Origin of the sequence: Curtobacterium sp. NPDC089689 (genome assembly GCF_044749145.1) — a bacterium.
Lineage (GTDB): Bacteria > Actinomycetota > Actinomycetes > Actinomycetales > Microbacteriaceae > Curtobacterium.
On record NZ_JBIVHJ010000001.1, the window covers coordinates 352,025 to 377,871 of the forward strand.

Genomic DNA, 25,847 nt, shown 5'->3' on the forward strand with positions numbered 1-25,847 from the left:
CGGCGCTGCTACGAGACCCGGGCGGCCGAGGTCGACCCGAAGATGTGCTGGAAGGTCCGCTCGGCGATGGGGCCCGGGGCGTCGACCGAGCAGCCGTACATGTCCTGCTCGACGATCCCGAAGACGTCGGGGTTGATCTTCGCGACGGCCTCGATGATCGGCGCGAGCTCGGGTGTGCCGTGCGGCGGCTCGGTCATGATCCCCTGCGCGACCGCGGTGGCGAACGGGACGTCGTTCTTGAGCACGTCGAACAGCAGCTCGGTGTCGACCTGCTTGAGGTGCAGGTAGCCGATCCGCTCCGGGTGCTCGGCGATCATGCGGAGGTTGTCGCCGCCGTAGTAGGCGAAGTGCCCGGTGTCGAGGCAGAGGTTCGTGTACCGCGGGTCGGTGACCTCGAGGAAGCGGACGGTCTCGCGGTAGGTGCCGACGTGGCTGTCCGCGTGGGTGTGGAACTGCTGGTGGACGCCGTACTCCTCGAGCAGCGCCTTGCCGAGCTGGTCGTGCCCCTTGCCGAGGCGCTCCCACTGCTCGTCGGTCAGCGTGCGGGACTCGAGGACCTCCTCGGTGGCGTCGGAACGCCAGAGGTCCGGGATCGTGACGAGGTGCTCGGCACCGAGCTTCGACGCGAGGCCCGCGACCGCGACCGCCTGGTCCCACGCCCGCTGGAACTGGTCGTCGCCCTTGTGGAAGCCGGTGAAGACCGTGCCCGCCGAGAGCTTGAGCCCTCGGGACTCGAGCTCGTCGGACAGCTGCGACGGATCGGTCGGCAGGTACCCGTAGGGGCCGAGCTCGATCCACTCGTACCCGGCGGCGGCGGCCTCGTCGAGGAAGCGCTGCCACGGCACCTGCTTCGGGTCATCGGGGAACCAGACGCCCCAGGAGTCCGGAGCGGTGCCGATGCGGATGGCGTCGGTGGCGGTGGCGGTGTCGGTCATGACGTCGTCGTCCTTCGTGGGTGGAGGGTGGTTCAGCCGAGGAGCGGCCGCTGGGCAGCGACCTGCTGCTCGTACTCGGTGCGGGCCTGCTGCGTGCTCGGGAGGGTCGAGGTCTGGGCGACCGGGACGTCCCACCAGCCGTCGCCCTCGGGGGCGTAGACGAGCGGGTCGGAGTGCACGTGCACGAGCGTGGTGTGGTCGTTCGCCTTCGCCTGGCGGACCGCTGCCGTGAGGTCGGCGACCACGTCCGGCCCGGGCTGGACCTCGATCACGTCGACGCCGTACGAGCGGGCGTTCGCCGCGAGGTCGACGGGCAGCACCGCGTCGTTCTCGAACGAGCCGGTCTCGTCCAGGTAGCGGTACTTCGTGCCGTACCGCTCGGACCCCACGGTCTCGGACAGGTGCCCGATCGACGCGTACCCGTTGTTCTGGATGAGGACGACGACGATCTTGATGCCCTCGGCGACCGCGGTGACGAGTTCGGTGTGGAGCATGAGGTACGAGCCGTCGCCGACCATGACGATGGCGTCGCGGTCCGGGGCACCACGGCGCACGCCGATGCCGCCGGCGATCTCGTAACCCATGCACGAGAACGCGTACTCGACGTGGTAGCCGAGGGCGTCCCGCACCCGCCAGAGCTTGTGGAGGTCGCCCGGCAGCGAACCGGCGGCCTGGATGACGACGTCGCGGGGGTCGGTCGCGGCCTGCACGGCGCCGATGATCTCCGACTGCCCGGGCAGCGCGAGCCCGGACGGCGCGAAGGCGGCGTCGACCACGGCGTCCCACTCCTGCTTCCGCTGCGCGATCTCGGCGGCGTAGCCGGCGTCGACGGCGTACGACGAGTCGGTCGTGAGCGACGCGGTCAAGGCGACCAGTGCCTCCCGGGCGTCCGCGATCAGCGGCAGCTGCGTGCCGTGCTTGTAGGCGTCGAACGCAGCGACGTTGACGTTGACGAAGGTCACGTCGGGGTTCTGGAACGCCGTCCGCGACGCCGTCGTGAAGTCGCTGTACCGCGTACCGATGCCGATCACCACGTCGGCCTGTGCGGCGATGGCGTTCGCGGCCGCGGTGCCCGTCGCACCGACCCCGCCGAGGTACTGCGGGTGGTCCCAGACCAGGGAGCCGCCGCCGGCCTGCGAGGTCCCGACGGGGATCCCGGTCGCCTCGACGAAGGCGGCGAGCTGCTCCGACGCGTCGGAGTACAGCACGCCGCCACCGGCGACGATGACCGGACGCTTCGCCGCACGGATCGCCGACACCGCACGAGCCAACGGACCGTGCTCCGGCAGCGGTCGACGGATGTGCCACTCGCGCGGCTGCAGGAACGACACCGGGACGTCGAGGGCCTCGGCCTGCACGTCCTCCGGCAGGGCGATCGTCACGGCGCCGGTCTCGGCCGGGTCGGTCAGGACGCGCATCGCGGCGAGGGCGATCGAGAACAGCTGCTCGGGCCGCTCGACGCGGTCGAAGAAGCGCGACAGGGGCCGGAACGCGTCGGTCACCTGCAACGAGGTGTCGTGCGGCATCTCGATCTGCTGCAGGACCGGGTCGGTGGTCCGTGTCGCGAAGGTGTCGGACGGCAGCAGCAGCGCCGGGAGCCGGTTCGTCGTCGCGAGGGCGGCTGCGGTCAGCATGTTCGCGGCGCCCGGGCCGACGGACGCCGTCGACGCGAAGGTCGCACGGCGGCGGTGCATGCGCGCGAAGCCGACGGCCTCGTGCACCATCGCCTGCTCGTTGCGGGCCTGGTGGTAGGGCAGCAGACCCGGCTGCTCGACGTGGAGCTGCTTGATCGCCTGCCCGAGCCCGGCGACGTTGCCGTGCCCGAAGATGCCGAAGATCCCCAGGATGGTGCGTTCGCGGTGGTCGCCGTCGACGGTCCACTGGTTCGCCAGGAACTCGACGAGTGCCTGGCCGACGGTCATCCGACGGGTCTGCGCCGGGCCGGTGTGCTGGCTCATCGGGAGGACTCCTTCTCGTAGGGCAGGCGGGGGTCGAGCTGCTCGCTCGCCCACGCTTGACGGACCCAGCCGTGGGCCGGGTCGTCGGTGATGTTCCAGACGCGCTCCGGGTCGGGCCCGGCCATCACGTTGAGGTAGTACATGTCGTAGCCGGGGGCGGCGACGGCGGGGCCGTGCCACCCGTAGGGCACGAGGGCGATGTCGCCCGTGCGGACCTGCCGGAACTCGTCGATCGCGCGGTCGTCCGAGGCGTACGTCCGGTGCAGCGCGAAGGGGTCCGCGGCCTCCGGGGCGATGTCCGCTACCCCGCGGGACACCGCGGCCTCGTAGTAGTAGATCTCCTCGAGGTTCGACTCCGCGCCGGGCACGGTGGTGTCGTGCTTGTGGGGCGGGTACGACGACCAGTTCCCGGCCGGGGTGATGACCTCACACACGATGAACTTCACCGCGTCGAGCGCCGCCGGCGTGCCGAAGTTGTGCACCTGTCGACTCGACCGGCCGGCACCGCGGAGCTCCACCGGGACGTCCCGACGGGCGATGTACGTGCTCGGCCCGACCGTCTCGGTCGGTGCCTCGGCCACGGCGACACGGCCGGTGCCGGTGATCGTCGCTGCGGTCCCGGACCCGAGGTACAGGACGTCCGTCGGCCCCTCGAAGACGCTGGCGCGTCCCTCGAGGACCTGCGTCGTGTCGTCGTACACCACGGTGAAGCTGCCGGCGAGCGGGACGACCAGGCGTTCCACCGCGTCGGCCGGGAGGCGCAGCTCGCCCCCGTCACGGAGGGTGCCGGTCCGGAGACCGGTGTGCGCCCACCCCGCGACACGTCCGTCCACCACGTCCGTCCAGCCCGCCTCGGGGCGGGAGCCGGCGGCGATGAACCAGTTGTCGTTCGTCATCGGGTGCGTCAGCCGTTCGACGGGAAGCCGAGGTTGATGCCGCCGTGCGACGGGTCGAGCCACCGTGAGGTGATGGCCTTCTGGCGGGTGAAGAAGCTCACGCCGTCGGCGCCGTACGCCTTGTGGTCCCCGAACAGCGAGTTCTTCCAGCCGCCGAACGAGTAGTACGCCACCGGCACCGGGATCGGCACGTTGATGCCGATCATGCCGACCTGCACGTCGCGCTGGAACCGACGAGCGGCGCCGCCGTCGTTGGTGAAGATCGCCGTGCCGTTGCCGAACGCTCCGGAGTTGATGAGCTCCAGGCCCTCTTCGTACGAAGCGACGCGGACCACGCTCAGCACCGGGCCGAAGATCTCCTCGGTGTAGACGCGGCTCGTCGTCGGCACCCGGTCGATGAGCGTCGGGCCGAGCCAGAAGCCGTTCTCGTCGCCGTCGGGTCGGACGGTGCGGCCGTCCACCACGACCACCGCACCGTCCTGCTCTGCGACCTCGATGTACGAGGCGACCTTGTCGCGGTGCTGCTCCGTCACGAGCGGGCCCATGTCGCAGCCGCGACGCCCGTCTCCGATCCGCAGCGTCGCCGCGCGTTCCGTGATCTTCTCGATGAGCTCGTCCGCCACCGGCTCGACGGCGACGACGACCGAGATCGCCATGCAGCGCTCACCCGCGGAACCGAAGCCCGCGTTGATCGCGTTGTCCGCGACGAGGTCGAGGTCGGCGTCCGGCAGCACCAGCATGTGGTTCTTCGCACCGCCGAGGGCCTGCACCCGCTTGCCGTGCTTCGTGCCGGTCTCGTAGACGTACTGGGCGATCGGCGTCGACCCGACGAACGAGATCGACTCGACGTCCGGGCTCGTCAGCAGCCCGTCGACGGAGAGCTTGTCGCCGTTCAGCACGTTGAACACGCCGTCGGGCAGGCCCGCCTCCTTGAACTTCGACGCCAGCCAGATCGCGGCCGACGGGTCCTTCTCGGACGGCTTCAGCACCACGGTGTTGCCGGCCGCGATCGCGATCGGCAGGAACCACAGCGGCACCATCGCCGGGAAGTTGAACGGCGAGATGATGCCCACGACACCGAGCGGCTGGCGGATCGAGTACACGTCGATGCCCGTCGACACCTGGTCGGAGAACTCGCCCTTCATCAGGCTCGGGATGTTCGTGGCGAGCTCGACGACCTCTTGCCCGCGCGCGATCTCACCGAGCGCGTCGTCGATGACCTTGCCGTGCTCGCTCGTGATGATCTCGGCGAGCTCGGCCTTGTCGCGGTTCAGCACCTCGCGGAAGGCGAACAGGATCTGCTGCCGCTTCGACAGGGACAGGTTGCTCCACGCGGGGAACGCAGCCTTCGCGCTCGCGATCGCGGCCTGGATCTCGGACTCGTCGGCCAGGGCGACCTGCTTGGTCGCGACACCCAGCGCCGGGTCGAACACGGGAGCGGTGTTGCCGGACGCGGAGACGACGTGCGCGCCGTCGATCCAGTGCCCGACCGTGGTGGTGGTCTGCTCCGTGGTGGTCATGCGTTGCTTCCTTCCGGGATGGACGAGTCCATGGTGGTGGCGTCGGCGAGCCGCGTGTCGCGGTCGCGAGGATCTGTGGACGACCCGACCCGGGCCTCCAGGCTGTGGACGGACGGCGAGGCGACGCCTGTCGTCGCGTCCGCGCTGTGGACGAGTCCGGCGGCCACGTCGACGGCGGCGGCCACGTCGCCGTCCGGCGGGTAGAGCAGGGTCCGTCCGACGACGAGTCCACGCACGCCCGGCAGGGCGAGGGCGTCGGCCCACGTGCGGTAGGTCGCTTCGGGGCTGCCCGACGGGTCACCGCCGAGCAGCAGCGTCGGGAGGGTCGTGGCGGCCATGACCCGTTCCATGTCGTCGACGACGGGGATCTTCAGCCAGCTGTAGGCGCTGGACGCACCGAGGCCGGCCGCGATCGCCATCGACGTGATGACGGCGTCGGCCGTGAGGTCGTTGACGACCTTCCCGTCCCGCCACGAGGACATGAACGGCTCGAGCATGATCGGCAGCCGGAGCGCGGCGGCCTCGCTCACTGCCCGGGCGGTGGCCTCGAGGGTCGGGGCGGTGCCGGCGTCCTCGAGGGCGATCCGGACGAGGAGCTTCGCGAAGTCGAGCCCGTCGTCCTTGATGGCGCGTGCCGAGTAGGCGGTGTAGCGGTCGTCCATCTCGAACGTCGCCCCGCGCAGGCCGCCGCGGTTCATGGACCCGACCACGACCTTGTCGTCGAGCGCGCCGAGCAGCGCGAGGTCCTCGATGATGTCGGGCGTCCCGAGCACCCCGTCGACACCGGGTCGACCGAGTGCGACGACGAGTCGTTCGAGGAGGTCGTACCGGTCGGCCATCGCGGAGGCGTCGTCGCGGACGGCGAGGGCACCGCGCGCGGGGTGGTCGGCGGCGACGATGAACAGCTTGCCGTCCTCGGCGAGCAGGTCGCGCTTCCGACGGGCGTGCAACGTCTGCTGGACGACGTCGGGCTGTGCGGCGCGGACGTCGCGCAGGCGCTGGAAGTCAGCGGTGGTGAGCTCAGGCATCGGCCGTCTCCTCGGTGTGCGACGCGGTGGTCTGCGATGCGGTGGTGTGCGTGGTGCTCTCGGCCGGGTTGGACGCGATGAACTGCTCGATCTCGTCACTCGTCGGCATCGCGGTCGAGCACTCGAACCGGGTGGCGACGATCGCACCGGCGGCGTTCGCGAACGCGAGGATCCGCCCGAGGTCCCAGCCCTCGAGCAGGCCGTGGGTGAGCGCGCCGCCGAAGCCGTCGCCGGAGCCGAGGCCGTTGACGACGTCGATCGTGTGCGGGCGGAACTCGACGAACTCGTCGCGGGTCTTCGCGAGGACGCCCTTCGGGCCCTGCTTCACGATGGCGATCTCCACGCCCCGCTCGAGCAGGGCATCGGCGGCGCGGACCGGGTCGGTCTCCCCGACCGCGACCTCGCACTCCTCGCGGTTGCCGACCGCGACGGTCGCGTGTTCGAGGGCGACGGCGACCTCGCGCGTGGCGGCTTCGGGCGACGACCAGAACATCGGCCGGTAGTCGAGGTCGAGCACGGTGTGCTGCTTCGTCCCGCTCTCGGACGCGCTCCGCGCCGCGAGCGCGACGTGGTGGGCGTGCCGGCTCGGCTCCTCGCTGAGACCCGTGACGGTCGTCCAGAAGATCCGGGCCCGCTCGATCTCGTGCAGGGGCAGCGACTTCGCGGTGATCATGAGGTCCGGTGCCTTGGGCGCCCGGTAGAAGTACAGCGGGAAGTCGTCCGGCGGGAAGATCTCGCAGAACGCGACGGGGGTGTTCAGCCCGTCCACGGTCTCGACGAAGTCGTTCGCGACGCCGAACTCCGGCAGGGTGCGGGCGATGTAGCGGCCGAACGGGTCGTTGCCCGTGCGGGTGATCACGGCGGTGTCAGCGCCGTGTCGGGCCGCGGCGATCGCGACGTTCGTCGCGCTCCCGCCGACGGACTTCGAGAAGGTGGTGACGTCCTCGAGCGGACCGGTCTGCTGCGGGTAGACGTCGACGCTCACGCGTCCCATCGTGATCACGTCGTAGGCGTGCGGTGCTTCGTTCGTCATGCGACGGGATGGACCTTCCGTGCGGCTTCATCGGCGGACGATCACGACTGTACACCTCGTTTGCCCTAATGTCATTACATGGTTTCCTCGACGCCGCATCGGGGTGTGACGCGGCCTGGAGGCGCGGTGTCGGTGGCTCCTGCCAGGGTCACGTCATGCAGATCCTCGCCCTGGTCATCGGCCTCGTCATCGGCCTGGCCGTCGGTGCCGTCCTCGCCTGGGCGCTCGCCCGCTCGCGTGCCGGTGTCGACGCCGCCGCCGCGCACGCCACGGCGGACGCGCTGCGCGCGCAGCTCGACACCGTCCGCGCGGACGCCGAGGAACGCCTCGACGCGCAGGACGCGCAGTACCGCCGGCAGGTCGACTCGCTCGAGCGTCGGGCGGCGGAGCTCGAGCACCTCGTACAGCGGATGCACGGGGCCGATGCGGCACGGAACCAGAACGAGTCGAAGGTCCTCTCCGCGCTGAGCCCGGTCGCTCAGACACTCGACGTCATGCGCGCCAAGATCGCCGAGCTCGAACAGTCGCGGAGCGAGCAGTACGGCATGCTCTCCGCGCAGCTGCGGTCAGCAGCGGAGTCCGAGGAACGTCTGCGCGCCACCGCGGACACGCTCGCGAGCGCACTGTCCTCGAACAGCACGCGCGGTGTCTGGGGCGAAACGCAGCTCCGCAACGTGGTCGAAGCCGCCGGGCTCCTCGAACGGGTCGACTTCGACGTGCAGTCCTCCGTGACGACGTCCGCCGGGTCCGCGCGACCGGACATGGTCGTGCACCTGCCCGGCGGCAAGACCATCGCCGTCGACGCGAAGGTGCCGTTCAGCGCCTACCTGCAGGCAGCCGAGATCCCCGCGACCGCCACCGGGGCGGAGGGCGCCCGGCGCGACCAGCTCCTGCAGCAGCACGTGCGGGCACTGCGGGCGCACGTGGACGCCCTCGCGGCGCGGGAGTACTGGTCCGGGTACGACGCCTCACCCGAGCTGACCGTGGCGTTCATCCCGTCGGAGTCGCTCATCGCCAGTGCGCTCGCGGCGGACCCGGGGCTGCTCGACCACGCCTTCCGGAAGCGGGTCGCGCTGGCCTCCCCCGTGACGCTGTGGTCGGTCCTCAAGACCGTGGCGTTCTCGTGGCAGCAAGACGTCGTCACCGCCGAGGCCCGCGAGCTCTTCCGGGTCTCGCGGGAGCTCTACGGACGCCTGTCGACGCTCGCCGGCCACGTGGACAAGCTCGGTCGGGCCATCCGCGGCACCGTGGTCGACTACAACCGCTTCGTGGGGTCGCTCGAACGGCAGGTGCTGCCGAGTGCCCGACGGTTGTCCCTGCTCGACGAGTCGAAGGTCATCGCCGACCCCGCCTCGATCGACGACGAGCCGCGGTTGCTCACGGCGCCGGAGCTGGTCGGCGCCCTCGACGAGGACTGACCCGCACGCCGCGCAACCAGAATCCGTCCGAACCACGCGGGAACGTGGTTCGGACGGACTGTGGTTGTGCGAACGTGAATCGCATCGCACCGCACCGCACCGCACCGCACGGCGCGTCCGCGGCTTCAGCGGATCAGAACCACTTCTCGGCGCGGTGGTCGGCTTGGATGCGGCGGATCGTGTTCGAGCGGCTGCGGAGCACGAGCGAGTCCGTGTGGATGACGCCACGCGAACGGCGGACCCCGTCGACGAGGACACCGTCGGTGACACCGGTGGCGACGAAGAACGTGTTGTCGCCCGTGACGAGGTCGTCCTGGTCGAGCACCTTGTCGAGGTCGTGCCCGGCAGCGATCGCCTGCTCACGCTCCTCGTCGTCCTTCGGCTGGAGCTTGCCGAGGATCACCCCGCCGAGCGCCTTGATCGCGCACGCGGTGATGATGCCCTCCGGGGTGCCGCCGACACCGACGCACATGTCGATCTTCGACCCCGGCAGCGCCGCCGAGATCCCACCGGCGACGTCACCGTCCAGCAGCAGGCGCGTGCCGGCACCCGTCGCGCGGATCGCGCGGATGAGCTCGTCGTGGCGGGGACGGTCGAGGACCGCGATCTGCATGTCCTCGATGTCCTTGTGCTTCGCCTTCGCGAGCGCCCGGATGTTCTCCCCGATCGGCTTCTCCAGGTCGAGGACGCCGCGCCCCTCGGGCCCGGCAGCGATCTTGTCCATGTAGAACACGGCGCTGGGGTCGTACATCGACCCGCGGTCCGAGACGGCCATCACGCTGATCGCGTTCTGCCGGCCCGCGGCGGTCAGTGACGTGCCGTCGATCGGATCGACCGCGATGTCGCACGCCGGGCCGTGCCCGTTGCCGACGTGCTCGCCGTTGTAGAGCATCGGGGCGTTGTCCTTCTCGCCCTCACCGATCACGACGACACCGTCGAAGTTCACCGTGCCGAGGAACTTCCGCATCGCGTCCACCGCGGCACCGTCCGCGAGGTTCTTCTCCCCACGGCCGACCCACGGCTGCGCACGGATCGCGGCGGCCTCCGTCGCACGCACGAGCTCGAGCGCCAGGTTGCGGTCGGGCTGGAGGAACAGGGAACCGGTCTCAGTCGTGGGAGTCACGACGCCCAGCGTACCGACGAGGAGCAGGGAGCCGGTGCTCTGCTCGCTCTGGGAGTCACGGCCCCAGCGTACCGACGGCCAGTCGCGAGGCGGGCCGGTCGCGAGCGCCGTGAACGCATGTGCAGCACCGACGAAAGCGGCGCGCGTGACCCGCACCGCGCCTCTCCCACCAGACACAGCCGGACCGCCGCTGGCGCGTCGCTCCGGAACCGGCCGGCGGGGCCCAGTCCGGCTGACTAGGCTCAGCGAGGACACCACCACGTCGAAGGAGATCGCAGTGCCCATCGCAACGCCGGAACAGTACGCCGAGATGCTCGAACGAGCGAAGGCCGGCAAGTTCGCCTACCCCGCGGTCAACGTCTCGTCGTCCCAGACGATCAACGCGGTCCTCCAGGGGCTCCAGGAGGCCGGCTCCGACGGCATCCTCCAGGTCACCACCGGTGGTGCGGACTACTTCGCGGGCCACACGGTCAAGAACCGTGCCGCCGGAGCCCTCGCGATGGCGAAGTTCGCCCACGAGGTCGCGAAGAACTACGACATCACGGTCGCCCTCCACACCGACCACTGCCCGAAGGACGCCCTCGACGGATTCGTCCTCCCGCTCATCGCCGCGAGCGAGGAAGAGGTGCGTCAGGGCCGCAACCCGATCTTCCAGTCGCACATGTGGGACGGCTCCGCGGTGCCGCTCGACGAGAACATCGAGATCGCGAAGACGATGATCGCGAAGACGCGGAACATCAACGCCATCCTCGAGGTCGAGATCGGCGTCGTCGGCGGCGAGGAGGACGGCGTCCAGCACGAGGGCACGAACGACGCGCTCTACACGACCCCGAACGACGTCGAGAAGGTCGTCGACGCGCTCGGCCTCGGCGACCAGGGTCGCTGGATCGCCGCGCTCACGTTCGGGAACGTGCACGGTGTCTACAAGCCCGGCAACGTCAAGCTCCGTCCGGAACTCCTCGGCGAGATCCAGGCCTCCGTCGCGGAGAAGCACGGTACCGGCGAGAACCCGCTCGACCTCGTCTTCCACGGCGGCTCGGGCTCGACCGACGACGAGATCCACGAGGCCGTCCGCAACGGCGTCATCAAGATGAACATCGACACGGACACGCAGTACGCGTTCACGCGCTCGATCGCCGACTCGATGTTCCGCAACTACGACGGTGTCCTGAAGATCGACGGCGAGGTCGGCAACAAGAAGCAGTACGACCCGCGCGCCTGGGGCAAGGTCGCCGAGACCGCCATGGCCGCCCGCGTGGGCGAGGCCGCGAAGGTCCTCGGCTCGGCCGGCCACACCAAGGGCTGATCCGGCAGGCTGCAGCCGGGAGGCACGGGGCGCGTCCGACGGACGCGCCCCGTGCTGCGTCCGGTCGCCCCTGACCGCGGTGGGCGACGCCGCGTGCCACGATGGGGAGCGTGACCGCCGACGCCATCGCCTCCGAGTTCGCCCAGTACGTCACCGAGTCCCCCACCGCGTTCCACGCGGCGGCCGTGGCGCGGGACCGACTCGTGGAGGCCGGCTTCACCGAGCTGTCCGAGCTCGACGCCTGGCCGACCGCTCCCGGCGCGTACGTCGTCGTCCGCGACGGCGCGGTGATCGCCTGGCGGCTGCCGGAGGGCGCGACCGCGACGACGCCGTTCCGGATCCTGGGCGCGCACACCGACTCGCCGACGTTCCGGGTGAAGCCGAACCCCGCGGTGCGGACGCTCGGCTGGGAGCAGCTGAACGTCGAGGTCTACGGCGGCGCCCTGCTCTCCACGTGGTTCGACCGCGACCTCGCGATCGCCGGCCGGGTGGTCGACGCCGACGGCACCGTACGGCTCGTCGCGACCGGCGCCGTCGCCCGCATCCCGAACCTCGCGATCCACCTCGACCGAGGTGTGAACGACGGCAAGGAGATCGACCGGCAGCGGCACACGATCCCGGTGGTCGGCGTCGGCGGCGACGTCGGCGGGACCGACGTCCTCGCGTGGCTGCGTGACCAGGTCGGCGACGAAGCCGTGTCGTGGGACCTCTTCCTCGCGGACACGCAGGCGCCCGCCCGGATCGGCATCGATCAGGAGTTCCTGGCGTCCGGCCGGATGGACAACCTCACCAGCGTGCACGCCGGACTGCTCGGCGTCATCGCTGCTCCGTCCGACGCCGAGCACATCCCGGTGTTCGCCGCGTTCGACCACGAGGAGATCGGTTCCTCGACGCCGTCGGGTGCCGGTGGGCCGTTCCTCGAGGACGTCCTCGGCCGCGTCCAGGAGGGCCTCGGGGCGACCCGGTCCGAAGCCGCGCGGGCGTTCCGTGCTTCGTGGCTGCTCTCGAGCGACGCCGGACACCTCGTGCACCCGAACCAGCCGGAGAAGCACGACCCGACGAACCGACCGCGGCCGGGCGGGGGCCCGCTCCTGAAGATCAGCGCGAACCAGCGCTACATGACGGAGGCGAAGGGCGAGGCGGTGTTCGCGGCGGCGTGCGACCAGGCCGGTGTGGAGTACCAGCCGTTCGTCAACGTCAACACGATCCCGGGTGGCTCGACCATCGGGCCGATCGCGGCGACCCGACTCGGGATCCCGACGATCGACATCGGCGTCGGGCTGCTGTCGATGCACTCGGTGCGCGAGCTCGTGCACGTCGACGACCTCGCCGCGCTGCACGGGGCGGTCGCCGCCTTCCTCGCGGGCTGAGCGCGGTCGCCGCCTTCCTCGCGGGCTGTGCAGGAGAGCCTGGCCGGGTCAGCCGCCGCTCGCCTGCCGCAGCATCGCGTCGACCATCCGTGGGTCCTGCATCAGCACCACGAAGAACGCGGTGACGCTGACGGCGGTCCAGACCACCCCGCCGAGCAGGGGCACCCAGAACGTCCGCCGGCGCGCGCGGAGGCGGCGGACGGACCACCACACCGTCAGTGCGAAGAGCACGACCGCGGCGACCGCGATGACGACGGCCGCGGTGGTGAGCGCCGAGGGGTCCGAGAAGGTCGTGTACTGCCGCTCGAACGTCTGCCGGACCTGCGACGCCGTGGTGCCGACCCGCAGGGACCCGAGCACGTTCCACAACCCGAGGACGAGGAGCCCCACGGTGAGGCCGAAGTCGAGCGGCGACGCGCCGAACCGGCTGGTCGGCACGACGTCGGTCGCTCCCCGGGTGCCCGCGGGCGTGCCGGCCGGACGCCCGGTACGGGGACGCCCATCAGTGGTCCGTCCGGGGCCCGCGGTGGCCTCGCGCGCCGCCTGCTCGCGGAGCGCACGGGACGCCGCCTCGCGCTCCTGACGTTCCTGCTCGACGAGGACCGGGTTCACCCAGCCCTCCGGCGCGTACTCGCCGTACTGCGGAGCCGGTGTGCCGTGGGCGCGACCCGTTGCCGGGGCGGCGGCCGACGTGACGGGGCCGCGCCGTGCCTCCAGGCCGTCCCTGGGACTGCCGGCCGCCGGCCCGCCCGCCGCCGACCGCCCGGCGGCCGGGTCGTGGGCCGGTGTCGAGGACCAGTCGCCGCTCATGCGCGCCGTCCGCCGAGCGCGCGGGTCGGCTGGCCGGCCGCATCGGTCCGGAGTTCCTTCGGCAGCGAGAACATGAGGTCCTCGTGGGCGGTGACGACCTCTTCGACGGCGCTGTAGCCGGCGTCGGCGAGCTGTTCGAGCACCTCGGTGACGAGTTCCTCAGGCACGGACGCGCCGCTCGTCACACCGACGGTGGCGACGCCGTCGAGCCAGTCCTGCCGGATCTCCTCGGCGTAGTCGATGCGGTGCGCGGCTGCGGCGCCGTGCTCGAGCGCGACCTCGACGAGGCGGACGCTGTTCGACGAGTTCGCGGACCCGACGACGATGACGAGGTCGGCCGCCGGGGCGACCTTCTTGATCGCGACCTGACGGTTCTGCGTGGCGTAGCAGATGTCGTCCGACGGGGGGTCCTGGATGGTGGGGAACCGCTCGCGGAGCAGCCGCACCGTCTCCATGGTCTCGTCGACGCTCAGCGTGGTCTGCGACAGCCAGACGAGGTTGTCGGGGTCGGACACCTCGAGCGCGGCGACGTCCTCCGGACCGTTCACCAGGATCGTGCGGTCGGGCGCATGGCCCATCGTCCCCTCGACCTCTTCGTGCCCCTCGTGCCCGATGAGGACGATCGTGCGGTCGGCCTTGGCGAAGCGCGTGGCCTCGCGGTGGACCTTCGTGACGAGCGGGCACGTGGCGTCGATCGCGTGCAGGTCGCGGTCGGCGGCGCCGGCGACGACCGCCGGGGACACCCCGTGCGCGCTGAACACCACGTGGGCTCCGCGGGGGACCTCGACGACGTCGTCGACGAACACCGCCCCGCGCTGTTCGAGCGTCGACACGACGTGGACGTTGTGGACGATCTGCTTCCGGACGTAGACGGGCTCGCCGTACTGCTCGAGCGCCTGCTCGACGGCGACCACCGCCCGGTCGACGCCGGCGCAGTACCCGCGCGGCGCGGCGAGCAGCACCTTCTTCGTCCCGGCGACCGGTTCGTCCCGCAGCCGCCCGCGCGCCGCGTGCACCCGCGGCGGGGCGAGGGGGACCGTGTGGCCGTTGGTGATCGTCACGTCCCCGATGATAGGTGAGCGGCACCCGCACGACCTGGGCGCGACCACCCCTGTGGAGAACTCACGCGCGGCGCGGTGCGACCGGCCGTGTCACCGGTCTGCGGCAGCATGGGTGTCCCGCGTTCGGAAGGAGCGACATGGCGATCGAACAGGGCCCGCCGACGGCCGACAACCCCTGGCCCGTCGCGCTGCTCGGCGCCAAGCTCCGCGACTGGATCGACCGTCTCGGCACCGCGTGGGTCGAGGGCGAGATCACGCAGTGGAACGTCGCCGGCGGCAACGTCTACGGCAAGCTCAAGGACGTCGAGGTCGACGCGACCGTGTCGTTCTCGATCTGGTCGAGCGTGCGCTCGCGCGTGCCGGCCGACCTCAAGCAGGGCGACCGGGTCGTCGCGGCCGTCAAGCCGAACTACTGGGTCAAGGGCGGCTCGCTCACGATGCAGGTCGTCGAGATGAAGCACGTCGGGCTCGGCGACCTCCTCGAACGGCTCGAACGGCTCCGTCGCACCCTCGCGGCCGAGGGCCTGTTCGACCCGTCGCGGAAGAAGCGGCTGCCCTTCCTCCCGCACCGGATCGGCCTCATCACCGGCAAGGACTCCGACGCCGAGAAGGACGTCAAGCGCAACGCGCAGCTGCGGTGGCCGCAGGTCGAGTTCCGCACGGTGCACACCGCGGTGCAGGGAGAACGGACCGTGGGCGAGGTCACGGCCGCCATCCTCGAGCTCGACGCGGACCCGACCGTCGACGTGATCGTCATCGCACGCGGCGGTGGTGACTTCCAGAACCTCCTCGGCTTCAGCGACGAGACGCTCGTGCGCGCAGCAGCGGCGGCCTCCACACCGATCGTGTCGGCGATCGGGCACGAGGCCGACCGCCCGATCCTCGACGAGGTCGCCGACCTCCGCGCCTCGACACCGACCGACGCGGCGAAGCGGGTCGTGCCCGACGTCGCCGAGGAGCTCGCGAACGTCCGGCAGGCCCGTGCCCGGCTCGGCCTCCGGCTCTCGCACACGCTCTCGGTCGAAGCGGACCGGATCGCGGCGCTCCGCTCGCGTCCGGCGCTCGCCTCGACCGCGTGGCTCGTCGACACCCGCGCGGAGGAGGTGGCACGCGACCTCTCCCGCGCGCGCGAACTCCTCGACCGCCGGCTCGAACGGTCCCACTCCGACGTCGGACACCTGACGGCAAGGCTCCGTGCACTGTCACCGCGGGACACGCTCCGTCGCGGGTACGCGATCGTGCAGACGGCGGACGGCGGGGTGGTGCGCGCGTCGGAGGACCTCGACGGCGCGACTCCGGTCCACGTCACGCTCGGGGCCGGCACGGCCACCGGGACGCTCGAGCCGGACGGGCCGGGTCCGGACGGCGCGGTGTGACGACCAGGAGGCACAGGGCACCTCCGACTCGCAGCACCGGTCCTGCACAGGGCCGGTTCCGCGAGGGGCCTCCACAGGCTCGGGTCGGCGACGCCGCGTCGGTGGCTGCTCGGTAGGATCGTGGTGTGTCATCCCAGCAGGAACCCGAGCAGGTCGTCGACGTCGCCACGCTGAGCTACGAGGCCGCGCGCGACGAACTCGTGCGCGTCGTCGCCGAGCTCGAGCAGGGCTCCGCGACGCTCGAGCGCTCCCTCGGGCTGTGGGAGCGGGGCGAGGCCCTGGCCGCCCGGTGCGAGGAGTGGCTGGTCGGCGCCCGCGCACGGCTCGACGCGGCCCGCGCGGCGTCTGACGAGCGCGGCACCGCGACGGACGGCGGTGACGCCCGATGACCGACGCCGACGGACGGCCCATCGTCGCGGAGCTCGGTCGCGCCGAGACCCCGGAGGAGACCTGGGCGCGCAAGGACGCCGCGCGCACGGCTCGCCGGCAGCACCAGACGGCGTTCAACCTCGTCATCGCGCTGATCGCGTCGCTCGGGATCGTCCTCTTCCTCGTGGCGGTCGTCGTCCGACCGGACACCCAGATCGTGGACCGCACGGTGGACTACCAGCAGGTCGCTGCCGACGCGAACGTCCGGGGCGTCGAGCTCGCCGCTCCGACGCTGCCGAAGGGCTTCTCCGCGAACCGCGCCGACTGGACGGACAAGTCCGGCGACGGCGTCGACGTCTGGACGGTCGGCTTCCTGACGCCGGACAAGCAGTACATCGGGTTGCAGCAGGGCGTCTCCGCGAACGCGTCGTGGGTCGCGAACCAGCTCGACCAGAAGCCCGCCACGGGTTCGACGACGATCGACGGCACGAAGTGGACCGTCTACGACCGACGCGACGAGGGCAAGGACGCGGGCAACAACGCCTACGCGCTCGTCCGCACCACCGGCAAGTACACCTTCGTCCTCGCCGGCACCGCCGACGACGCCTCGTTCCGCACGCTCGCGACCGCCGTGTCCGAGCAGTTCGCGGACCGGTGACCGCCACCGTCCACCCCTGACCGACCGCAGCACCCCGAGGAACCCCATGCCCGACCGCGCCGCCTCCACCCCGTCCGACGCCCTCCGACTGCTCGTCGAGGGCAACGCCCGGTTCGCCGCCGACAAGCGTCGGACGGGCCGGATCGATCCCGACCGTCGCTCGGAGCTCACCGGTTCGCAGGCGCCCTTCGCGACGGTCCTCGGCTGCTCCGACTCCCGCGTGCCGTTCGAGCACGTGTTCGACGCGGGCATCGGCGACCTCTTCGCGATCCGCAACGCCGGTCAGATCGTCGACGACGTGGTCCTCGGCTCGATCGAGTTCGCGGTCGTCGCGCTCGGCACGCCGCTCGTCGTCGTCCTCCGTCACACCCGCTGTGGTGCGGTCGCCGCCGCCCGTTCGGGCGAGCCGGTGCCGGCCCCCCACCTCCAGTCGCTCGTCGACGCCATCGCCCCGAGCGTCGAGAAGGTCCGTGCCACCGACGCCGACCTGTCGCAGGAGTCGATCGGTGCTGCGCACCTCGAGAACACCCTCGCGCAGGTCCTCGAGCGGTCGGGCGCCGTCTCGGACGCCGTCGCCGAGGGTAGGTTGGCGGTCGTGGGGGCGACCTACGACCTGGCCTCGGGCGAGGTCACGATCGACACCGTCGTGGGCGAGGCCTGACCAGGGCACGATCAGCCCCGAACACCACCGGCACGACGGCGACCAGCCCCACGACCGGCGCGACGGACCAGCACCGTCGCAGCACCGACCGACGCGACCGCGCCGGAGCACACCCAGGAAGGACCACGACGACGTGACCGACACCACCGAGACCGCAGCGACGACCGATGACGGGTTCCGCATCGAGCACGACACCATGGGCGAGGTCCGGGTGCCGAAGTCGGCGCTCTACCGCGCCCAGACGCAGCGGGCCGTCGAGAACTTCCCGATCTCCGGCAGCGGCCTCGAGCCGTCGCAGATCGTCGCCCTCGCACGGGTGAAGCGTGCCGCCGCGATCGTGAACGGGGCCCGCGGGATCGTCGACGAGTCGGTGGCGGGGGCGATCGTCGCGGCCGCGGACGCGATCATCGGCGGGCAGCACCACGACCAGTTCCCGGTCGACGTCTACCAGACCGGCAGCGGCACCTCGTCGAACATGAACATGAACGAGGTCCTCGCGACGCTGGCCTCCGACGTCGCCGGCACGCCCGTGCACCCGAACGACCACGTGAACGCGTCGCAGTCCTCGAACGACGTCTTCCCCACGTCCGTGCACGTCGCCGTGACCGAGGCCCTGATCCGCACGCTCGTCCCCGCGCTCGAGCACCTCGCCGAAGCGTTCGAGCGGAAGGCGACGCTCTGGGCCGACGCCGTGAAGTCCGGGCGCACCCACCTCATGGACGCCACCCCGGTGACCCTCGGGCAGGAGTTCGGCGGGTACGCGCGACAGATCCGGCTCGGCATCGAGCGCGTGGAGGCGACCCTCCCCCGCGTCGCCGAGGTGCCCCTGGGCGGGACCGCGGTCGGCACCGGGATCAACACCCCGAAGGGCTTCCCGCAAGAGGTCATCGCACAGCTCGCCGAGGACACCGGGCTGCCGATCACCGAGGCACTCGACCACTTCGAGGCGCAGGGGGCGCGCGACGCACTCGTCGAGGCCTCCGGCGCGCTGAAGGTCATCGCGGTCAGCCTCACGAAGATCAACAACGACCTCCGCTGGATGGGTTCGGGGCCGAACACCGGCCTCGGCGAGCTCCACATCCCGGACCTCCAGCCCGGATCGTCGATCATGCCCGGCAAGGTGAACCCGGTCATCCCCGAGGCCACCCTGATGGTCGCGGCCCGGGTCATCGGGAACGACGCGACCGTGGCGTGGGCCGGTGCGTCGGGCGCGTTCGAGCTGAACGTCGCGATCCCGGTGATGGGCACGGCGCTGCTCGAGTCGATCCGTCTGCTGGCGAACAGCTCGCGCGTCCTCGCCGACAAGACGGTCGACGGGCTCGAGGCCAACCTCGACCGTGCTCGCGCCTTCGCGGAGTCCTCCCCGTCGATCGTGACGCCGCTCAACCGCGTGATCGGGTACGAAGCCGCCGCCAAGGTCGCGAAGCACGCCGTCGCGGAGGGCATCACCGTGCGTGAGGCCGTCGTCGCCCTCGGTTACGTCGAGCGGGGCGAGGTCACGGAGGAGCAGCTCGACAGCGCCCTCAACGTGCTCTCGATGACCCACCCGAACTGACGCGCCCGAACTGACCCGCGCCGCGCGCGACGCGACCACCGGACGGACGGAGGCGCGGTGCCAGCTGGCACCGCGCCTCCCGTCCGTCTCCGGCGACGGTCGTCCGGCGCGAGCCACCGCCGCACAACCAAAGTCACCTCGAACCACGTACTCACGTGGTTCGAGGTGACTTTGGTTGTGCCGGGCGCAGCCAGACGGGGCGGCGCGCCCGCGGCGGCGCGCCCGCAGCCGACCGCGCCCCGCTACACGAGGTCGGGCGAGTCGAGCATCTCCGTCACGAGTGCCGCGATCGCTGACCGCTCCGAGCGCGTCAGCGTCACGTGCGCGAACAGCGGGTGGCCCTTCAGCCGCTCGATCACGGACGCGATGCCGTCGTGCCGGCCGACCCGCAGGTTGTCCCGCTGCGCGACGTCGTGGGTGAGGACGACCCGCGAGTTCTGCCCGATCCGGGACAGCATCGTGAGGAGGACGTTCCGTTCGAGCGACTGGGCCTCGTCGACGATGACGAACGCGTCGTGGAGGGACCGACCGCGGATGTGGGTGAGCGGCAGGACCTCGAGCATCCCCCGCTCGACCACCTCGTCGAGCACGTTGTCCGACACCACCGAGCCGAGGGTGTCGTAGACCGCCTGCGCCCACGGGTTCATCTTCTCCGCGGCGTCGCCCGGCAGGTACCCGAGCTCCTGGCCGCCCACCGCGTAGAGCGGCCGGAAGACCATGATCTTCTTGTGCTGCTGGCGCTCGAGGACCGCCTCGAGGCCGGCGCAGAGCGCGAGCGCCGACTTGCCCGTGCCCGCCGCGCCGCCGAGGGACACGATGCCGATCTCCGGGTCGAGGAGCGCGTCGATCGCGAGCCGCTGCTCCGCGGACCGTCCGCGGAGGCCGAACACCTCGCGGTCGCCCCGCACGAGCGCCACCGAGCCCGCGGTGTGCACGCGGCCGAGGGCGGAGCCGCGCTCGGAGTGGATGACGACCCCGGTGTTCACCGGCACGTCGGCGAGCGCACCGGAGCGGATCTCCTCGTGCTCGTAGAGGTCGGCCATCTGCTCGCCGGAGACCTGGAGGTCGGTGAGGCCCGTGTAGCCGCTGTCGACCGCGAGTTCGGCGCGGTACTCCTCGGCGGCCATGCCGATCGACGACGCCTTGACCCGCAGCGGGAGGTCCTTCGACACCACGACGACGTCGAGGCCGTCGTTCGCGAGGTTCATCGCGACCGCGAGGATCCGCGAGTCGTTGTCGCCGAGCTGCAGCCCGGACGGCAGCACCGCCTGGTTGGAGTGGTTCAGCTCGACCCGCAGCGAGCCGCCTTCACCGATCGCGATCGGGAAGTCGAGTCGTTCGTGCTCGACCCGGAGGTCGTCGAGGATCCGGAGTGCCTGCCGGGCGAAGTACCCGATCTCCGGGTCGTTCCGCTTCGACTCCAGCTCGCTGACGACCACCACGGGCAGGACGACCGCGTGCTCGGCGAAGCGGAACAGCGCCCGCGGATCGCTGAGGAGCACCGAGGTGTCGAGCACGTACGTGCGCTGGACGACCGGTGTGGACGAGTCCGCGGTGGGCTGCTGCTGCGTTCCGCGAGAGACGTTCTGAGAGGTCACGACCACTCCATCCCCGGGCCGCGAAGGACCCGGTCCTTGTCCTCGACGCGGCCACTGGAGCGGGTCTCGAAGCACCTGCTGCGGCCGCTTCGATCGGGCGCGGTGCCCGATGCCGTCAAACTACGTCCGACCCCTGACACGGCGCACGCGACACGCGGCGCGGCGGGTTACGGTCGCGTGAACGCGACCTGAGCGGTGCGCCCCGCGCCCGACACGCGGACCCACCGGCCTGGAGGCGCGGTGCGGGCCCGCCACGGGTCTCCCGTCCGGCGGCCTGCCGCTTCCGCGAGAGCGACAGTGTGCGTCGGTGCGTCCAGTCAGAACGGTCGATTCCGCGAAGGAGACAGGATCCGCTGGTGCTCACCGTCGCATCTGTCGCTTTCGCGAACCGCTCCGCTCGCCGCGCGCCCCGCACCGCGTGCCTCCCGTCCGGTGACCTGCGGCTTTCGCGAAAGCGACAGGATCCGCTGGCGCGTGGAGCGGAATCTGTCGCTTTGCCGAGCCTCGCGCCGCGGACCTCGCGCCGCGCGCGGCGCGCTACGGCATCGTGGCGTACGACAGGCAGGCGTCGCGGAACATGTCGAGCGTCTCGTCCGTCGTGGAGGCGAACGGCGACACCCGGGCGGTCCCGGAGCGCGTCGTCACCGTCACCCCGTGGTTGTGCATCGCTGCGGAGAGCGCCGTCAACCGCCCCTGCGGCGGGCGCAGCACGACGATGCCGGCGCGCTCGCGCGGGTCGCGGCTGGACTCCACGACGAGGCCGAACTCGTCGGCGATGTCGAACACCCGCTCGACCCGGTCCGACACCCGCTCCTGCACGGCGGACACCCCGACGGCGGCGAGCCGCTCGAGCGACACCGCGAGCCGTGCCTGGGCGACGGGGTCGATCCGCGTCGAGCGGAAGCCGGCGGCCCCAGGGCGGACCGAGGGCACCTCGTCCGGCCACCCGGTGGTCCCCGCAGGGCCGGACAGCGCCGGACGCAGACGGTTCAACGCGCGGTCGCTGAAGGCCACGAAGCCGGTCCCCCAGCCGGCGTGCAGCCACTTCTGGCCGCCCGTGGCGACGACGTCGGCGACCTCGTAGGGGACGTCCACGACACCGAAGCCCTGGATCGCGTCGACGATGAGCAGGCGGTCGCCGATGACCTCGCGGACGGCGGCGAGGTCGACCAGGTAGCCGGTGCGCCAGTCGACGAGCGAGACCGCGACGGCAGTGACGTCGTCGGTGAGCCGTTCCGCGATGAGCGACGGCGTGGTCCACCCGGCGCCGGACTCGATCACCACGGGGTGCACGCGGCCACCGGTGGACGACGCGGCCGATGCGAGGGCGAGCGGCATCGACGGGTAGTCGTCGGCCGACACGAGCACGCCGCCGGTCAGCCCGAACGCGGTGTGCACGAGGCCGGGGGTCGTCGCGGTCTGCGACACGACCTGGTCCTCGCGGCGTCCGACGAGCCGCGCGGCCACGGTGCGGACGCGCGCGTCCTGTTCGTCCAGGGTCTCCATCGCTCCGAAGCGCATGTGCTCCTGGATCGTGCCGAGCACCCGCTGCTCCTCGAGCACCGCCGTCTGGACCGGACCGAACGCGGCGTGGTCGAGGTAGCCGGGCTCCTCGGCGAAGCCGGCGGCGTACTCGTCGGTGTTCACAGGTGCAACCTTCCGTGGGACGAAAAACCCTGTGAGTCTACTGGGACGGCAGTCAGGTGGCCGAACCCGGTCCACTGTGCGCACGAGCGGCACCGCGCGAGCGGCCGAACGAAGGGGACCGCGCGATCAGCCGCCGAACCGCCGGGACCGCAGCCCGAAGTCACGGACCGCGCGGAGGAAGTCGACCTCGCGGAGGTCCGGGTAGAACGCCTCGACGAAGTAGAACTCGCTGTGCGCGCTCTGCCACAGCATGAAGTCGGACAGCCGCTGCTCCCCCGAGGTCCGGATCACGAGGTCCGGGTCGGGCTGCCCCTGCGTGTAGAGGTGGTCGCCGATGAGTTCGGGCGTGAGGACCTCGGCCAGGGTGTCGAGCGTCCCGCCGCCCTCGCCGTGTGCCCGCACGATGCTGCGCATGGCGTCGGCGATCTCCCGCCGTCCGCCGTACCCGACGGCGAGGTTCACGTGCAGACCGGTGTGGGCGGCCGTGCGGTGCTCGGCGGCGGAGAGTGCCTCGACGAGGGAGGCCGGCAGCCCCTCGTCGGCGCCGACGTGCTGCACCCGCCAGTCCCGGTGGTCCGCGAGCACCCCGGCGAGCTCGCCGATGATGCCGACGAGGTCCTCCAGCTCCTCGCCACCGCGGCCGGTGAGGTTGTCCGCAGACAACAGGTAGAGCGTCACGACCTCGATGCCGAGGTCGTCGCACCAGTCGAGGAACTCGGGGATCTTCGCGGCGCCGGCACGGTGTCCGTGCGCTGCGGTCTCGAGCCCGAGCTGCTTCGCCCAGCGACGGTTGCCGTCGACGATCATGGCGACGTGCTTCGGCATCGGGGCGCCGTCGATCTGCTTCCGGATGCGGCGTTGGTAGGCGCGGTAGAGGAGTCCCCGCCCCGTCGGTCCCACCCTGCTCGCCACGGGACGACTGTAGTGCACCGCACCCGCGAACCCGCAGGACGGGAGCGTGTTCGGCGGACGTTCGGACTGGGGCCCTACTGTCGCCCCATGCAGGCCACGAACGACACCGGGACCCTCCCGCACGTCCCCTTCACCGAAGAGGCGTCGACCGCGACCGAACCGCCCCGCCCTGCCTGGCGCGGCTGGATCCACCTCGGCACGTTCCCGTTCGCCATCGCGATGGGCGTCGTGCTCGTGTGCCTCGCGGCGTCACCCGCGGCGAAGGCGGGCAGCGCCGTGTTCATGGCGAGTTCGCTCCTGCTGTTCGGCGTCTCGGCGACGTACCACCGGTTCCCGTGGGGCCCGACGGTGAAGAAGGTCCTCAAGCGGATCGACCACACGAACATCCTGCTGCTCATCGCGGGCACGTACACGCCGATCGCGATCTGCGCCCTGCCGCACACGCTCATGGTCGTGGTGCTCTGGGTGATGTGGTCGGGTGCCGCGCTCGGCATCGCCTTCCGCGTGCTGTGGATCGGTGCGCCGCGTTGGCTCTACGTGCCGATCTACCTCGTCCTCGGGTGCGCCGCGCTGGGCCTGCTGCCCCAGTTCTTCGCCGCGAGCGTGCCGATGACCGTGCTCGTGCTGTCCGGCGGCCTGGCGTACATCCTCGGCGCGCTCGTCTACGGCTTCAAGCGTCCCGACCCGTCGCCGACGGTCTTCGGCTTCCACGAGATCTTCCACGCCTTCACTGTGGTCGCCTTCGCCGCGCAGTGGGTCGGCGTGCTCATCGTGGCGCTCGACCCGGTGCGCTGAGCCTGCGCACGCAGGTGCGCGCCACGCACTGACGTGCGCGTCTCAGCGGTGCGGGCCTGCCACGAACCTCCAGGCCGTCGTTGGTCGCGTCTACCCGCGTTCGGTGTCGTCGCCGACGTCGGCCCGGCCGTCCTCGGCGGCACGCCGCTCCGGCTCGTCCGTCGCGGCGCCCTCGGCGCCGGCCTCGGCCTCGAGCCGCTCCCGGATCTCGGCGCGGTAGCGGGTCCGACGGATGCGCCGGGTCATGTCGATGACCAGCAGGATCGTCACGACCGCGACGACCGCGATCGCGATGAACCCGGCGACTCCCGGGGTGACGTCGACGTCCGGGACGACCGAGGTCGGGCTCGGGCTGGGGGTGGCGGCGGCGACTGCCGCCCAGGTGGTGCTCACGCAGTGGTGTCCTCGTCTGCCGGGATCCCCGCGAAGAGGTCGGACTCCGGCGTCGACGTGGGCACACGGGCCTCGACGAGCTGGTAGTCCTCGGTCGGCCACACCGTCGCGAGGAGGTCGTTCGGCCAGGAGAAGAAGAAGCTGTCCGGCGGCACCTGGCTCGCGTGCGCGTGGAGGGCGGCGTCACGCGCGTCGAACCAGTCGCGGACGTCGACGTGCGTCGTCGCGAGGTCCGGCCGGTCGGCGAACCGCTCGACCCACTCGCGGAGCTGCTCGACGGCGGCGCTGTCCGGCTCCCGCTCGCGCATCGCGTCGTAGATGGCGGTGAAGCGCCGGGGGTTCATCGTCCGCTCGTAGTACAGCTTCGCGACCGCCCACGGCTCGCCCGCCTCCGGGTACTTCGCGGGGTCGGCGGCGTCGCGCCAGGCGGCCACGGAGACCTCGTGCGTGCGGATGTGGTCGGGGTGCGGGTAGCCGCCGTTCTCGTCGTACGTGACGAGCACGTGCGGACGGAAGCGGCGCACGACGCGGACGAGGGCCTCGGTCGAGTACTCGAGCGGCACGGTCGCGAACGTGCCGGGGCGGACCGACTCGCCCTCTTCCGGGAGCCCGGAGTCGTGGTAGCCGAGCCAGACGTGGTCGATGCCGAGGGCCTGCTGCGCGGCGGCCATCTCGGTGCGGCGGTACCCGGCCATGTCACGGTGCGCGCGCGTGGTCGCGGGCTCGCCGAGCTGGTCGTTGAGGATGTCGCCGGCCTCGCCGCCCGTGCAGGACACGACGAGGACCTGGTTGCCCTCGGACACGTACTTCGCCGCCGTCGCCGCTCCCTTGCTCGACTCGTCGTCGGGGTGGGCGTGGACGGCGAGCAGACGGTACGGCACGGGGGTTCCTCGCGGTCGGGGACGGTCGCGGACGCGGGCGGCGCACAGCCAGGCGTGAACTACCCTGGTCATCAGGATAATCACCCCGGGAGCCCCGAACTGTCCGATCAGCAGCACCCCGCCGCGCCGGCGCCCGCCGCGGCCACCACCGCCGCCGCGCTCGACGACCGCTACGGCCGCACGCCGTCGCGGAACCGCCGTGCACGTGCACTGGCGATCGCCGCGGCCATCGCGGTCGTGGTCGTGTTCGCGGTGTGGGCGATCTGGGCCGGTCCGGGGCAGACGAGCCACGGACTCGACACGGACGACGTCGGGTACGAGGTCCTCTCCGACCACGCGACGGTGGTCCACTCACAGGTGTCGCTGGACCCCGGCACCGAGGCCGAGTGCGCCGTGCAGGTGCTCGACAAGTCGTTCACGATCGTCGGCTGGAAGGTCGTGACGATCCCGGCGAGCGACCAGCGATCACGGACCATCTCGACCGAGGTCCGCACGACGACGCGCGGCGTGACCGGCTTGATCCACGACTGCTGGGTTCCCTAGA

The 25,847-nt window shown here is 71.5% G+C and carries 24 protein-coding genes; 10 read left to right on the forward strand and 14 right to left on the reverse strand.

Going from position 1 to position 25,847, the window contains the following annotated elements:
- Positions 1-8: 8 nt before the first annotated feature.
- Genes ACIPYW_RS01665 through iolC form a run of 6 tightly spaced genes read right to left on the reverse strand, consistent with a single transcriptional unit; the run spans position 9 to position 7,370 of the window.
- Entirely contained in the window at positions 9-935 is a 927-nt protein-coding gene (locus ACIPYW_RS01665; protein WP_290132566.1) for a sugar phosphate isomerase/epimerase, read from the reverse strand.
- 32 nt (positions 936-967) lie between these two features.
- Entirely contained in the window at positions 968-2,893 is a 1,926-nt protein-coding gene (gene iolD / locus ACIPYW_RS01670; RefSeq protein WP_400410211.1) for a 3D-(3,5/4)-trihydroxycyclohexane-1,2-dione acylhydrolase (decyclizing), read from the reverse strand.
- A complete protein-coding gene (iolB, locus tag ACIPYW_RS01675; RefSeq protein WP_400410212.1) occupies positions 2,890-3,789 on the reverse strand; it encodes a 5-deoxy-glucuronate isomerase in 900 nt (299 codons plus the stop codon). The genes iolD and iolB overlap by 4 nt, the downstream gene beginning before the upstream one ends.
- Before the next feature lie 8 nt (positions 3,790-3,797).
- Complete coding sequence (locus ACIPYW_RS01680; protein WP_290132569.1) at positions 3,798-5,309, reverse strand: CoA-acylating methylmalonate-semialdehyde dehydrogenase; 1,512 nt, start codon at positions 5,307-5,309, stop codon at positions 3,798-3,800.
- Positions 5,306-6,337, reverse strand: coding sequence for a class I fructose-bisphosphate aldolase (locus ACIPYW_RS01685; protein ID WP_400410214.1), 1,032 nt, complete (start codon positions 6,335-6,337; stop codon positions 5,306-5,308). Before ACIPYW_RS01685 ends, ACIPYW_RS01680 begins: the two co-directional genes overlap by 4 nt.
- Positions 6,330-7,370 carry a 5-dehydro-2-deoxygluconokinase gene (gene iolC / locus ACIPYW_RS01690; RefSeq protein WP_400410216.1) on the reverse strand — a complete coding sequence of 347 codons (1,041 nt, stop codon included), beginning with the start codon at positions 7,368-7,370 and terminating at the stop codon, positions 6,330-6,332. The genes ACIPYW_RS01685 and iolC overlap by 8 nt, the downstream gene beginning before the upstream one ends.
- A 155-nt stretch (positions 7,371-7,525) precedes the next feature.
- On the opposite strand from iolC, the gene ACIPYW_RS01695 reads away from it, so the two are divergent.
- Positions 7,526-8,788: a DNA recombination protein RmuC gene (locus tag ACIPYW_RS01695; protein ID WP_400410218.1), complete on the forward strand. Its 1,263-nt coding sequence runs from the start codon at positions 7,526-7,528 to the stop codon at positions 8,786-8,788.
- A 133-nt stretch (positions 8,789-8,921) separates the two neighbouring features.
- On the opposite strand, the gene glpX is transcribed toward ACIPYW_RS01695, so the two are convergent.
- The gene (gene glpX / locus ACIPYW_RS01700) at positions 8,922-9,911 is read right to left on the reverse strand and encodes a class II fructose-bisphosphatase (RefSeq protein WP_400410220.1); all 990 of its coding nucleotides are present in this window, start codon (positions 9,909-9,911) and stop codon (positions 8,922-8,924) included.
- A 277-nt stretch (positions 9,912-10,188) separates the two neighbouring features.
- On the opposite strand from glpX, the gene fbaA reads away from it, so the two are divergent.
- A complete protein-coding gene (fbaA, locus tag ACIPYW_RS01705; RefSeq protein ID WP_290132574.1) occupies positions 10,189-11,217 on the forward strand; it encodes a class II fructose-bisphosphate aldolase in 1,029 nt (342 codons plus the stop codon).
- 110 nt (positions 11,218-11,327) lie between these two features.
- On the forward strand, positions 11,328-12,587 hold the full coding sequence (locus ACIPYW_RS01710; RefSeq protein ID WP_400410222.1) for a M18 family aminopeptidase: 1,260 nt from the start codon (positions 11,328-11,330) through the stop codon (positions 12,585-12,587).
- 48 nt (positions 12,588-12,635) lie between these two features.
- Here the strand turns inward: ACIPYW_RS01710 and ACIPYW_RS01715 are convergent, their stop codons facing one another.
- Entirely contained in the window at positions 12,636-13,397 is a 762-nt protein-coding gene (locus tag ACIPYW_RS01715) for a DUF6264 family protein (protein ID WP_400410223.1), read from the reverse strand.
- On the reverse strand, positions 13,394-14,458 hold the full coding sequence (locus ACIPYW_RS01720; protein ID WP_400410225.1) for a 4-hydroxy-3-methylbut-2-enyl diphosphate reductase: 1,065 nt from the start codon (positions 14,456-14,458) through the stop codon (positions 13,394-13,396). Before ACIPYW_RS01720 ends, ACIPYW_RS01715 begins: the two co-directional genes overlap by 4 nt.
- A gap of 137 nt (positions 14,459-14,595) precedes the next feature.
- Between ACIPYW_RS01720 and xseA the strand changes: the two genes are divergently transcribed.
- From xseA to ACIPYW_RS01745, 5 genes are all read left to right on the forward strand, one after another.
- Positions 14,596-15,834 carry an exodeoxyribonuclease VII large subunit gene (xseA, locus tag ACIPYW_RS01725; protein ID WP_400410227.1) on the forward strand — a complete coding sequence of 413 codons (1,239 nt, stop codon included), beginning with the start codon at positions 14,596-14,598 and terminating at the stop codon, positions 15,832-15,834.
- 125 nt (positions 15,835-15,959) lie between these two features.
- The gene (locus tag ACIPYW_RS01730; RefSeq protein ID WP_290132578.1) at positions 15,960-16,223 is read left to right on the forward strand and encodes an exodeoxyribonuclease VII small subunit; all 264 of its coding nucleotides are present in this window, start codon (positions 15,960-15,962) and stop codon (positions 16,221-16,223) included.
- On the forward strand, positions 16,220-16,861 hold the full coding sequence (locus tag ACIPYW_RS01735; RefSeq protein ID WP_400410229.1) for a DUF4245 domain-containing protein: 642 nt from the start codon (positions 16,220-16,222) through the stop codon (positions 16,859-16,861). Before ACIPYW_RS01730 ends, ACIPYW_RS01735 begins: the two co-directional genes overlap by 4 nt.
- Positions 16,862-16,907: 46 nt before the next feature.
- On the forward strand, positions 16,908-17,522 hold the full coding sequence (locus ACIPYW_RS01740; protein WP_400410231.1) for a carbonic anhydrase: 615 nt from the start codon (positions 16,908-16,910) through the stop codon (positions 17,520-17,522).
- A gap of 133 nt (positions 17,523-17,655) precedes the next feature.
- A complete protein-coding gene (locus ACIPYW_RS01745) occupies positions 17,656-19,077 on the forward strand; it encodes a class II fumarate hydratase (RefSeq protein WP_400410232.1) in 1,422 nt (473 codons plus the stop codon).
- 242 nt (positions 19,078-19,319) lie between these two features.
- On the opposite strand, the gene ACIPYW_RS01750 is transcribed toward ACIPYW_RS01745, so the two are convergent.
- The 3 genes from ACIPYW_RS01750 to ACIPYW_RS01760 form a co-directional block, all read right to left on the reverse strand.
- Positions 19,320-20,681 carry a PhoH family protein gene (locus ACIPYW_RS01750; RefSeq protein WP_400410234.1) on the reverse strand — a complete coding sequence of 454 codons (1,362 nt, stop codon included), beginning with the start codon at positions 20,679-20,681 and terminating at the stop codon, positions 19,320-19,322.
- A 531-nt stretch (positions 20,682-21,212) separates the two neighbouring features.
- Entirely contained in the window at positions 21,213-22,322 is a 1,110-nt protein-coding gene (locus ACIPYW_RS01755; RefSeq protein ID WP_400410236.1) for an aminotransferase class V-fold PLP-dependent enzyme, read from the reverse strand.
- A gap of 126 nt (positions 22,323-22,448) precedes the next feature.
- Entirely contained in the window at positions 22,449-23,234 is a 786-nt protein-coding gene (locus ACIPYW_RS01760) for an isoprenyl transferase (RefSeq protein ID WP_400410237.1), read from the reverse strand.
- 87 nt (positions 23,235-23,321) lie between these two features.
- On the opposite strand from ACIPYW_RS01760, the gene ACIPYW_RS01765 reads away from it, so the two are divergent.
- Positions 23,322-24,029, forward strand: coding sequence for a hemolysin III family protein (locus ACIPYW_RS01765; protein WP_290132585.1), 708 nt, complete (start codon positions 23,322-23,324; stop codon positions 24,027-24,029).
- Between the two features lie 90 nt (positions 24,030-24,119).
- Here ACIPYW_RS01765 and ACIPYW_RS01770 read toward each other — a convergent pair whose 3' ends face one another.
- On the reverse strand, positions 24,120-24,422 hold the full coding sequence (locus ACIPYW_RS01770; RefSeq protein WP_400410240.1) for a hypothetical protein: 303 nt from the start codon (positions 24,420-24,422) through the stop codon (positions 24,120-24,122).
- Positions 24,419-25,303 (reverse strand): mycothiol conjugate amidase Mca, encoded by an 885-nt coding sequence (gene mca / locus ACIPYW_RS01775; protein WP_290132587.1) that lies wholly within the window; start codon positions 25,301-25,303, stop codon positions 24,419-24,421. Before mca ends, ACIPYW_RS01770 begins: the two co-directional genes overlap by 4 nt.
- A 54-nt stretch (positions 25,304-25,357) precedes the next feature.
- Between mca and ACIPYW_RS01780 the strand changes: the two genes are divergently transcribed.
- Positions 25,358-25,846 (forward strand): DUF4307 domain-containing protein, encoded by a 489-nt coding sequence (locus ACIPYW_RS01780; RefSeq protein WP_400410241.1) that lies wholly within the window; start codon positions 25,358-25,360, stop codon positions 25,844-25,846.
- Position 25,847: the final 1 nt, after the last annotated feature.